The organism is Chitinivibrionales bacterium (assembly GCA_014728215.1).
Taxonomy (GTDB): Bacteria; Fibrobacterota; Chitinivibrionia; order Chitinivibrionales; family WJKA01; genus WJKA01.
Genome location: WJLZ01000027.1, coordinates 1 through 11,992, shown reverse-complemented (window position 1 = coordinate 11,992; position 11,992 = coordinate 1). Strand labels below are relative to the sequence as shown.

The following is an 11,992-nucleotide window of genomic DNA, read 5'->3' as shown; positions in this document are numbered from 1 at the left end:
GCAAACACCGCAAAGAAAACCGAACAGATAACCAGCAGAACGGTTGGAAATCGGGAAGATTTCACCATAAAAAGCTCCTTATGATTTTGAATGAAACATTGATAATTTCCGATATTCATGTTGAATCCAGGATACATTTAAAATATCATTGCAGAATAAATGATAATTTAAGGAAATAGATTTTTCTTTTTGCTGTTTGACTAAATTATCAGGGCATGAATGCTGAAACTGCCGTCTAAAAACTTCAAATAACCGTTTGCTGATAAAATAATATCTTACTTTATTAATAACCGCTTCTTTAATGAATTTTTATTTTTCGAGATATAAATCTGGTTGCCCTTGATGGTACCTGAATTATTTTCCGCTTTTGCGGGGCTGATTTTTTTGCCCTGGAGGCTGAAGAGGTCATGGTTTTGGCGCCCGATGGAATTCCATCGTTGAGTGGTGAGGGGGCGTTGGATTGCGGTTGAGGTATCGCTGAAAATCACCACATGGCATGATCCGCCTCCCAGGGGATCGATACTTCTTCCCATACTGGTTTCAAACCAGAATTTATAATCCACGACGACATCGCCGGTTTTGTCCGGCGGCCGGGTGAGGAGGGTATCGAAAACGCTGTCGGTTGTTGTTATTTCCGGTTCCCCGGTAAACCCTTCATCGATACTGAATTCCCAGTGATAGGAGGCGGTTTCTCCGGGCATGAGTCCCCGGGCGACCGCGCCGAAATAGACCGTACCGGTGTCTTCGTAAATCGCATAGGCGCAGATATCGTCGTCGGGGTAGGGGCCCACAACGATCCACTCGGCTTCCAGGGGACCGTAATTCTTTCTCTCACCAAAGGCTTCGGGCGGAACCACCACGGTGTCTTCCGGCGAAGAGGGGAGGACCCATTTGATCGACGCCTTTGAGGTGGATGATTTCTCCCAGAAAAAGAGAGTGAAATCGTGGTTCCCCTGGTCGAGGGTGACTGTCGCGGTGTACTCCCGGATCTGAGGGAGGCCGTCGACCCCCCGTGAATGATCGATATTTTCATCGAGGGTCTGATAAAGAAAGACCTCCCCGTTGTTGTCGGTAAGCACCTGATTATCGATCATGATAACCATGCCTTCATTGGCTTCGACAACAAAGGTATATTCACCGGATTCGGGGACGATGAAATTGTCGGCGACGCCGGCGACAAAATAGTTGTTCCGCGGACCGGCTTCGTTGGGGATTTCGGCGGCAAAGACATTTGACGGCTCCATGAGGCCGGGAATGCCGATATCATAGACCGAATCGAGCCAGACCTCGGTGCTGTCGTAGCAGGGCGCCGTGCCGTCGATAAGCGATTCGTAGGCTTCCCGACAAAACCAGAGGCTGTCGATCGATTTGCCCAGGGCGGTCTCGATTGAATCCTGGACTGCTATATGCAACCTGATCGAGCCGTACGAAGGATTAATGCAAAAGAGCACAAAACATACAAGCAAATATCGTCCTGTTTTCATTGAATTCCATCCCTTTTACCGCAAAGGTTTTTTACCTGTTCCGGATTCCGGCTAGAGATTATCCCGAACTTCATTCGGGGCCGGCATGACGTGGAACATAGGCATTTAATCAGGTAGTTCTCAATAATATATAAATGCTATTTCCATAAGCCACTGGTTTTGTCGATTATGTGATTAATATACTGAAGGGACGGACAAATTTCTAATGTTTTAGGTTTTATTCATTGCCCTTATTCTGGAATACTTTGAGTGTGGAGGGGGCGATGCATTGAATGTGCTGAAGTGTGGGCGGATCGTTGCATTGTTTTTCGCCTTGAGTTATCATCCTTCGTATCCGTGCGGTCCGCGTTCTATTTTGGACGGCACTGACCCTGATTCGGTTTTCGACTTCTTTTTTTTACTCCCTAAGCGCCTCGAGGTGGGCGCAGACTGCCCGAGCCAGGCCATTGGTGTTATAGCCGCCTTCGAGCAGCGAGACGAGCCGTCCGTTACAGTGGTCTTCGGCGATCTGTTTTGCCATACGGGTCATCCGGAAAAAACCGGTGTCGGTGATTGCGAAACATCCCAGGGGGTCGTCTTTACGGCTGTCGAATCCTGCGGAGATGAGCACGAAATCGGGGCTGAAGGTTTCAAGTTTGGGGAGCAGGGCGGTTTCCCAGGCTTTGATCATTTCCCGGTCGGTGGTTCCGCAGCCGAGATGGACATTGATCGTGTAGCCGGTTCCGGGGCCAGCGCCTTTTCTTTTCGGGCTTCCGGCGCCGGGGTAGGCCCGTTTGTCGTGGGTAGAGAAGAAAAGGACATCGGGATCGTCGTAGAACGCCGTTTCGGTGCCGTTACCGTGGTGGTAATCCCAGTCGATAATGAGGATTTTTTTATGGTTGAGGACTTTCTGTGCATATCGTGCGGCAATGGCGACATTGTTATAATAGCAGAACCCTTCCATACGCCCGGTGTTTCCCGCATGGTGGCCTGGCGGGCGGATTGCGCAGAACGCGTTTTTGACGGCGCCCTCATCAACCGCTTTGACCGCCGACAGGGCGCCGGCAACCGCCAGTTTCGCAACCGCACCCGTTACGGGTATTGTGTCTATTTTTTCTCTATGCTCCTGTGTATGAATGAAAGGTATATAGTCTTCGGGGTTTTTGATCGGCGGCAACGCGGTAACTTCTTTGTCGAGTTTCCGTTTTTTCATGGCTTGAACAATCGCGATTAACCGTTGCGGCGACTCGGGGTGCTGTTTGTAGATGATATGGTCGAGATACCGGCTGTGATAGACAAATCCGGTAGATGACGTACCGGGATTTGTGTCCGGTTTTGCCGATAACTCGCTCCATCCGGCCGCGGCGCCGGCGAGAAAGGTCCCGAAAAGGCGTTTGGTAAAATATCTACGGTCAAGCAAGGTCATCATGTGTTAAGCGTTAGTGTGGTGGAAGGGTGAAAATACAAACAGGTTCTTTTATCGCTCCACTATTTAATACTATAATATACTCCAGGTCTTGTCCAAAATAGAACGCTCATTACGCTGATCAAGCTGATATTTGCCGATCGGAAATATAAAAACATCAAAAGAAATCAGCGATAATCAGCCACATCGGCGTTTTATAAAAATACTTCTTATCCCTTCTCACTCCACTCCACCCGTTTGAGCGGAATCTCCGATGATTCGAGCAAGGCGATGATTTCTTTTGCTGCCCGGTCGGTGAGTTTATGTTTGATTCTGAGCGTGGCTTTAACAGTGGTGGTATCGGAGAGGTAATCCCGTTCAATGTCGGTATTGAGGACGGCGATATGTTTTTGTTTTATGATGTCGATAATGGCGTCATGCTCGATTTTCAGCGAGGAGGTAATGGAAAGCACCCGGTGGGAATCGCTTCGGTAAAGTTTTTCGAAATATTTCAGGGCCACCAGTCCGAAGAGGGCGAGGAGGGCGACGGTCCCGGCGATCAGGTAGTATCCACTGCCGGCGGTCATGCCCACGGCGGCGGCGATCCAGAGGCAGGCGGCGGTGGTAAGACCTCTGATATTGGCGCCGTCTTTGAGGATGACTCCGGCGCCTAAAAAACCGATACCGGTGACTATCTGGGCCGCAATGCGGGCCGGATCGGAAACAGAAGTTCCCGCACTACAGGCAATGTTCACCGAAATAATGGTAAAGACCGCGGCGCCCATGGCAACCAGAATGTGGGTACGAAGCCCCGCGGACCGTCCGTGCATGTCTCGTTCAAGGCCGATCAGCGCCCCCAAAAGGGAGGCAAAAACAATCCGAATAGCTGCGTCACCGGGTGAGAGCATTACATTTCCTCGGTATGTTGTTGTTCAATTTTTTCCGGCTTACAGAGACATTTTTTTGTTGTAGCCGCCCGGGCGCATTTGCCGCAGATATACCGGGGGGCGCCCACGATTTCGGTAAGCGTGCTGAAATGGTCGGCAATATCTTTCTTTTTCCACTTGCAGAGTTTTTTTTCTTTACCCATTCTGGTTTCTCCGATAAAACAGTGATAAGGCTGAAGAGGGGATGACCGCCGATCAGGAAGATACAATATAAGAATAATCGGTGCAAATCGACGTCCTTTTTCTATAAAGTAAAACTGGAGGGGGTTGAGGGGGCGGCGAGGATCAACCTCAACCGGCGGCTTTCTTTTTCAGATCGTTCACCAGGGTCTGGACAGAATAAAGCCCGGAGTTGATCTCACCGACAATTTCAAACCCGGTTTCATGAGCGCCGTCCTCCCGACGGGTTTTGGTCCATCGTTTTTCGGCGATAATGCTTATCGAATCCCCGAGAATACCTTCTTCGGGAAGGTGGATTTTCAGGTCGATGGTTTTCCGGTCGTCCAGGGGATGGTCATGGACAACTCTGATACCCCGTTTGGAGATATCGAATATTGAACCGATACATTTTCCGGATTTCTGCTCGTAAACTTTCAGGTAGTGGGAGCAGCGAATACGCTCGTAGGCTCTCTGATCTTTCATAGCGTGTCTCTTTTGTTTCAGGATACCCTTTTATAATAAAATCCCGGCAGGTTCCAGTCAATAAAAAGCGGAATTTAATCTGCTTTTTTCAATGCCAGCCGTGAGAGATCGAGAAGTTCTTGTTCGTCAAAGGGTTTCTGCACAAAGCCCACGATATTTTTCGACCGGATAATCCGGGTTTCCTGTTCGCTTGCATATCCGGTAGTGATAATGATCTTGATATCGGGGTTGAGGGTTTTCAAATGATTGATACAATCGGAGCCGCTCATCCGGGGCATAATCATGTCGATAATGACCAGGTCGATGTCGTCACCGTGTTTTTCGTAATAGTGTACCGCCTCGACGCCGTCGTTACAGGTAATCACCCGATATCCTTTTTCCCGCAGAAGTACCGAGGCGAATGCGCGGACATACTCTTCATCATCCACCAGCAGTATGGTCCCCCCGGCTTTTTCTTCCGCTACGGTTTTTTCGGTTGCCCGGGCAATGGAGACCTGTTCCTTGCTCTCTACTGAGGGAAGGAGAAGGGTGAATGTGGCGCCTTCTCCCGGTTCACTGTCGACTTCAATGGCCCCCTTATGACTTTTGATTGTTCCATACACACTGGCAAGCCCCAGGCCGGTCCCTTTTCCGGTTGGTTTTGTCGTGAAAAAGGGCTCGAAAATCTTTTCCTTGACATTTGCATCCATGCCGGCGCCGGTGTCGCTGATTTTGATTTTCAGGTATCGACCGGCGGGTAACTGAGGAGCTATCTCTTTCCGCTTTGCCGGTCTGACTGTTTCGGTTGCTGTGGTAAATGTCAGCTTTCCGCCGATCGGCATGGCGTCGCGGGCGTTGACCGCAATATTGAGGAGAGCGCTTTGAAGTTGTGCCCGGTCGCCCAGCACGGTTGACAGTTGCGCTCCCGGGCGGATCTCGATCCTGATTCGCTTGTCGATTGTGTGTTCGAGCAGTTTGGCGATATCGGCAATTTCGTTATGGATATCCACAACACTCATGGTGTACTTGCCTTTGCGGGAGAAGGCCAGGAGTTTTTTGATAAGATCGCCGGCCCGTTTTGAGGCCTGAAGGATCATTACCGGATACTCGGCAAGCTTGGGGTCCTCTTTGCCGATTTTACGCTTCAGAAGGGTGGCAAATCCCTGAATCGCGCTGAGCATGTTGTTGAAATCGTGGGCAATCCCTCCGGCAAGTTGTCCGAGTGATTCGAGCTTTTCGTGATTGCGCACCTTTGCTTCTAGACGGTCCCGTTCGTTTTCGGCATTTTTGCGGTGAGTTATATCCCTGCTGATACCCACAATACCGATAATTTTGCCGTCATCATTACGCAACGGGACTTTCGTTGTCGAAAGCCACAACTCATTACCCAGAGCATCGGTAGTTCTTTCTTCCCGGTCGATAATCGGTGTGCCGAACTTCAGAATAATTTTTTCATCTGCAAAATAACGACAGGCCAGTTCGTGAGGAAAAAAGTCGAAATCGGTTTTGCCCAGGCATTCTTCCTGATTTTTTATGCCAAGGACCCGGAGATGGATTGTATTATTCAAAACAAAGCGGTTATGGGTATCTTTAATAAATATGTAATCGGGCATATGGTCGATAAGGATCTGAAGGAGCTTTTTACGGTCACCGAGTTCATCGGGTGCAGAAATTTCCGGCTTGGTCGCCTTTTCAAGCTCGGCGATCCTTTTTTCCTGCTCGCTGATTTTCTTTCGCAGCATGCTGATTATTTTCGTGCTTGTTTTTTCCTTAAAATGATCAATCGGCATTGCTGGTTGCCCCCCGAGGGTGATTAAACGATTAAATTTTGCCCGAAAAAATCAGATTTCCTTCCACCTCCCGATCCGTGGTTTCATCTGAATCGTCTATAATATAACGAAAAAAAGGCCCCTATGGTGGATAATTTTGCATTAATCTCCTCTGGAAGGGGAAACCGCAGGATTACTGGGATGGGAAATATATCCGGTTTAACAATTTAATCCGATAATTATCAGTGAATTATCTACTCCGGTGATATTTTTAGTATTTTTATTTGTTATGCCTAAAAAAAGAAGAATACGCCTTCCAAATTTCTTAGTTGTCGGAGCGGCCAAGGCAGGGAGTACCGCGGTAGCCACCTATCTTGAGGAGCATCCGCAGATCTACATGAGCCCGATGAAAGAGCCGAAATTTATCTCATCCCATTTCATGAAATTTCCCTATAACGGTCCTGGTGATGATTTTGTCGAGAATTTCACGGTGAGGAATCTTCCGACTTACAAGGGCCTGTTTAAATGGGTGCGACGGCACCGTGCCATTGGTGAAGCCAGTGTTGAGAACCTGTTTTATTATGAGAAGGCGATTCCTGTTATTAAAAAGCTGTTCGGCGATCCGAAAATAATTATCATTCTCCGCAATCCTGTCGACCGGGCCTTTTCGGCTTACAAGATGATGGTCCGTGACGGTCGGGAGGAATTGAGTTTTGAAGAAGCGCTTGAGCGGGAACAGAAACGGAAGGAAGAAAACTGGGAATTTTTATGGTTTTACCGTGAAGTCGGTTTGTATTATAAGCAGGTGAAAGCATATCTTGAATCTTTTTCGAGAGTTAAAGTAACTTTATATGATGATTTCCGGATGGATACTATTGGCTTTATGCAGAATTTATACCGATTTTTACGGGTCCGTGATAATTTCAAGCCCGAGGTGGCCTTAAAATTCAATGTATCGGGGCGATTCAGGAATGTTTTTTTGCAACTGCTTTTTCGGGCAACCGGTTTCAAGGGGATGTTGTATAAGTTTTTATCTCTTAACGGTATTTCCGATGCGGCGATATTAGGCACTATCGACAGTGTTCGAGAGGGTGATCTTGAACCAATGCATATAAATCCTCAAACGCAGAGCAAGCTGACCGGATATTTCAGTAATGATATCAAAAAGCTGCAGGAGCTTATCGGCCGTGACCTGAGCGGCTGGATGGAGTAATTATCAGTTTTACCATTGTTGTTTAACAGGAGAGATGTGAATACTGCTGCATCAATGACACGTCGGAAAGCAGTCCGGATGGTGGGCGCCGGAATATCGGCATTATCGACGCCCTTTATTACGGGATGTGGAAATACCACTCACGCGTCGGAACGGCCCAATATTTTCCTTGCCCTGGCCGATGACTGGTCGTGGCCCCATTCGGGTCTTGCGGGAAGTAAGGCTGCACGAACGCCTGTTTTTGATCAATGTGCCCGTGAAGGCGCTTACTTTACCAATGCCTTTGTTTCTTCTCCATCATGCGCTCCATCGCGGGCGTCAATCCTTACCGGACGGCATTTCTGGGAACTCGAACAGGGGGCGAACCTGTGGGGTACCCTTCCTGCCGACTATAAAGTCTATCTGGACCCATTGGAAAAAGAAGGATATTATGTTGGTTTCAGTAATAAAGGATGGGGGCCTGGAAGCGTAAAAGCCGGAGGCCGGGACCGAAATCCTGCCGGGCCGAAATATGCCAATTTTGAGCATTTCCTCTCCCTTCGACCAAAAAAAGCGCCATTCTGTTTCTGGTTCGGGAGCCGTGATCCCCACCGGTATTATGGCCCCAGAGCACGGATAAGCAGAAAAAAAGACCTTGACAGTATCGAGGTCCCTCCCTTTTTGCCCGATAATGAGATCGTCCGCCGGGATATGGGTAATTACTTTTTTGAAGTCCAGCGGTTCGATCGTGAGCTGGGAAAAGCCCTGGAGATGCTCGAAAAAAGGGGAGAGCTGGAAAATACGATCGTTATAATCACCAGCGATAACGGCATGCCCTTTCCGAGATGTAAGGCAAACTGCTATGACTGGGGCGTGCGTGTCCCGCTGGCTGTCTACTGGCCCGGCGTTATCAGGTCGGGGACCGTTATCGATGATTTTGTTTCCCTCTGTGATATTGCACCGACGGTGCTTGAAAATTGTTGCCCGGAGCAAAAAAACGACATGACCGGCAACTCCCTCCGGCCTCTCTTCGACCGTTCCCGCAATCCCGGTGAGAAACGCGGCTATGCGCTGTTCGGACGGGAACGTCATGTTCTTGCCCACGGCGATACAAACCACGGTTATCCCGTACGCGCAATCCGCACTGAAAGTTATTTATATATTCGTAATTTCAAGCCCGAACGGTTTCCCGCAGGAATCCCCCCGGCCTATCGTGACTGCGATTCATCACCAACAAAGCGGTATCTCCTCAGAAACCAGGATGCTCCCGATGTCAGGCCGCTGTTCGATCTCGCTTTCGGTAAACGGCCCGAGGAAGAACTCTATGATTTGAGAATCGACCCCGATCAGCTCAATAATGTTGCGCAGGATAACAAATATGCAGCCGCCAGACAGGAACTCTGGTCGACGCTGAAAACTGCCCTTATGAAAACCGACGATCCCCGGATCCTGGGGAAGGGTGATGTTTTTGAGAGTTATGCATTTCATACGCTGAAACGGTTGCATCAGTAGGGGGCGAAAGGTGATGGGGCTGCACAGGAAGATATCCGGGACGGAAGGTTACTCTTGTACCGTGGTGTGATTGCCGATCTGAAGATCGTGATTGGATACGACCGATTTGATTTTTGCATTTAAAAAGGGCCTGCCCCCCTCAGAGCAGGCCCGACCCGGAACACCCCGGGGGCTGAACACCCGGGGATCTCTTACCGAACACCATTTTTACCGTACCAGAAATTTTCGTATCAAGGTGCCTCCATCCATACGCGCTTTCACCATATAGACGCCGCCGGGAAGAGCGGCGATGTCCCAAATTTTATTACTTTCCCGGGTTGAAATGTGGTCGATTGTTCTCCCTGATGCAGTCAGTAAGCGAGCATCAAGTGATGATTTGCAATGTGAAAAGTGTATTGCTGTGCGGGAATTGATCTGAACAATGTTCATCTGTGCAGCTTGAATGTTTTCTTTGGCTGAGGCTATCTCAACCATATCGTTGGCGCGCAGAACCTTCTGAGTCGGGACAAAGTTATGCTTTGTTGCCGTAAGAGTGATACCGCCCATGGATGCATCGATTCCTTCGAATTCGACCGTGCCCCCGATGGTATAGCCCCGCATGAACAGGGCGTCTTTTTTATAGGCGCACACAAGCACACTGTCGATTGCCGGCCAGACCGTTACGTTCACTTTGTTACCGGTCCGTTCTGTTTGTATCTCGAAATTCTCGGTTTCATCGGCAGAATTGCTCCAGCACTCGAGTTCCGGATCGCCCCAGTGCTGCTGTACAAGTACATTGTGACGGGAAAATTCCATTACATTGGCGAGATACCAGGCTTTGGCGATACGGTGTACTCCCTTGTTGTTGAGCAGGTCTACCGCTTTTTTGTAGTGCCTTCCTCTGATGTTGAAATAATCGATACCACTGCTTCCGGTGTACGAGACCGCACCGCCCCTGGGGTTTGTCAGGAGGCTCTTGGCAAAACAGGTTGAAGTGTCGTGCATCATTTTCATGACAAGACAGGAGATCGAAATGAAATGGGAATAGTATTCGGACTCAATTTCGTGGGCATGCTTATAGTCGAAAATGGGGGTGCCGACTTCGGCGGCTTTCGAGTAGATCTGTATTCCGGCGGGGTTTCCATGAAATGAAAAGAAAACCATGTTATACCCGCGAGACAGGTGTTCTCGCATTTCATCGATCGTAATTTCATCTGAGTCATTCACCACGGTACCGTTGTCGAGGACCCTGTCCTCAAAGAGTTCATCGATAGTAGCCGATTTGAACTTTGACGTTTCTTTCTCGAAAATCGGTTTGACCTTATGGTGCCAGTAGTACGAAGCGTCATCCATCTCAAGTGACGTCACAAAGTCGGTCCAGAGGTAATGGAGCTGGGCCGCGCAGAAAGTCATATCGTCGTGATGTTCTTCAGGGCGGGGTTTGAGCGGATACTCAAGCACCTTGGTGATCATAACTTCTGCTTCTTCGACAGTAGAGGCAGGGAGTCGTCCAAGATAAATATCGTACCATAAATCGAGTCCGGTTATTTTCGGCTCCTTTTTTTCACAGACAAAACTGCCTTCATCGTCATATCCGCATTCGAGTCTGAACTCAGTACGGCTTTCCTCGTTGCCGTACACCGAATCGCCGTCCGTATCCCATTCCCCCTCGAGGCAGGAATAATAGACATCCGACCGCGCTTCTTCTTCATCGTAGGGAAAATAGAGACCGCCGGTCGAGACATGCCGGGCAGGGATTATGTCATAATCACCAAGAAGCAGTACCCAGACAATTCCCCATTCTTCCCAGGCATGCTTGAGGAAATTACGGATTTTATGGGCCCTGTCGAATCCTTCAACCACATTTTCGATTGAATCGACCGTGGCAACCAGGGTCTTCAGGCCTTTCTGACGTTTCCATTCTGCCAAACGGTCTGCCTGTTCCAGAAAACCTTCATCATCGGCGGTTATAATAATGTAATCCCAGGTCGCATCCTCATTGAAAAGCGGATCCGAGATATCGATATTTGCCGCTGCAATTGTGCAAAAAGCTGTGGAAATGAGAGCACATTTCGCCATTGCTTTCATAGTTCATCCTTCGGGTTAAGGTTCAGCCAGGGGGTCCGGGTCCATGAAACACTACCAACAGAACTGCCAATGAAACCACCACGAATGTTTTGCCCAATATTATCGTGAGCAGAAAAATTCGTGCGGGCGCCAAATGAGGGAGAAATGGCACTGCAGACAGCATTGGCCGGGGCGAATTTTTTGTTCTGGGAGTATACAGCAGCGATTATCGCCGCAGCGATTGTTAAATAGAGGGGTTTCAATCCGGGCCTTTCTGTTAAAGCGATTAAACTCAACGATTCAATGATACGCCCAAAAGGAAAAAATGTCAAGAGGAAATTTTGAGATCTACGAGGACAGGTATGCCGGCTCGCAGAAAGTTGCCCCTAATGGTACTAAAAAGGGGATGTAGCGTCATGCAAAGGAAAATACATTTTTGTGGAAAGCATGGAATACGCAAAGAAAAAATACATATATTAACGAAAAGCAGCGGCAAAAATTAAGCGATTAAGCAACACTAAATATTATGTATTGCTTGATAATAAGGCATTTAAATGTCGGGTTCAATGAACGGCTGGAGTACAAATCCAGAATTGTAGTAATGAAGGAACCATTCGACCCGGTCCGGTCCCGGCATGGGTTACATTTACCTGAAGTATTATTGCCGGTGTAAAATAGTACAGGGGGCTAAGAAAGCATAGGGAAAGGAACTGCCGTTCCTTTATATCCTTGCTAAGGAAAATGCTTGATTATATGCTATGCGCCGGGAGCGCATAGAAAGAGCGTTACCGGCTCACATATCCGTTTGATCTCGCGATACACACTGACAGGATCATCAACGTCAGCGAGAGCATCGAGATACGAGCGATTGGCACGCAATCCGACAGTTGCATACCGTTGCATGTTGGTAACCCTCTTGCGCATCGGCGCGTAGTAGCCCGGTTTCCTGCCACGACCGATACGAAACACGCGGAACTCACCGGGACGGTTGATGACCGTCTCAATACGCAGTACAATAGCGGGGTGCTTTTCGAGGG

Annotated in this window: 9 protein-coding genes; 2 read left to right on the top strand and 7 right to left on the bottom strand. The window is 48.8% G+C overall.

What is annotated here, in order from left to right:
- Nucleotides 1-275: 275 nt before the first annotated feature.
- The 6 genes from GF401_01965 to GF401_01940 form a co-directional block, all read right to left on the bottom strand.
- A complete protein-coding gene (locus GF401_01965; protein ID MBD3343812.1) occupies nt 276-1,484 on the bottom strand; it encodes a hypothetical protein in 1,209 nt (402 codons plus the stop codon).
- Between the two features lie 397 nt (nt 1,485-1,881).
- The gene (locus GF401_01960) at nt 1,882-2,892 is read right to left on the bottom strand and encodes a histone deacetylase (GenBank protein MBD3343811.1); all 1,011 of its coding nucleotides are present in this window, start codon (nt 2,890-2,892) and stop codon (nt 1,882-1,884) included.
- A 206-nt stretch (nt 2,893-3,098) separates the two neighbouring features.
- Nucleotides 3,099-3,776: an MgtC/SapB family protein gene (locus GF401_01955; GenBank protein MBD3343810.1), complete on the bottom strand. Its 678-nt coding sequence runs from the start codon at nt 3,774-3,776 to the stop codon at nt 3,099-3,101.
- Nucleotides 3,776-3,958 carry a hypothetical protein gene (locus GF401_01950; protein ID MBD3343809.1) on the bottom strand — a complete coding sequence of 61 codons (183 nt, stop codon included), beginning with the start codon at nt 3,956-3,958 and terminating at the stop codon, nt 3,776-3,778. Before GF401_01950 ends, GF401_01955 begins: the two co-directional genes overlap by 1 nt.
- Before the next feature lie 148 nt (nt 3,959-4,106).
- Complete coding sequence (locus tag GF401_01945; GenBank protein MBD3343808.1) at nt 4,107-4,457, bottom strand: hypothetical protein; 351 nt, start codon at nt 4,455-4,457, stop codon at nt 4,107-4,109.
- A 74-nt stretch (nt 4,458-4,531) separates the two neighbouring features.
- Nucleotides 4,532-6,226 carry a response regulator gene (locus GF401_01940; GenBank protein ID MBD3343807.1) on the bottom strand — a complete coding sequence of 565 codons (1,695 nt, stop codon included), beginning with the start codon at nt 6,224-6,226 and terminating at the stop codon, nt 4,532-4,534.
- Nucleotides 6,227-6,494: 268 nt separating this feature from the next.
- Between GF401_01940 and GF401_01935 the strand changes: the two genes are divergently transcribed.
- Both GF401_01935 and GF401_01930 read left to right on the top strand, forming a co-directional pair.
- Nucleotides 6,495-7,418, top strand: a complete 924-nt coding sequence (locus GF401_01935) for a sulfotransferase (protein ID MBD3343806.1) — start codon at nt 6,495-6,497, stop codon at nt 7,416-7,418.
- A 36-nt stretch (nt 7,419-7,454) separates the two neighbouring features.
- Nucleotides 7,455-8,909, top strand: a complete 1,455-nt coding sequence (locus GF401_01930) for a sulfatase-like hydrolase/transferase (GenBank protein MBD3343805.1) — start codon at nt 7,455-7,457, stop codon at nt 8,907-8,909.
- A gap of 207 nt (nt 8,910-9,116) precedes the next feature.
- On the opposite strand, the gene GF401_01925 is transcribed toward GF401_01930, so the two are convergent.
- A complete protein-coding gene (locus tag GF401_01925; protein MBD3343804.1) occupies nt 9,117-10,976 on the bottom strand; it encodes a hypothetical protein in 1,860 nt (619 codons plus the stop codon).
- Nucleotides 10,977-11,992 lie beyond the last annotated feature (1,016 nt).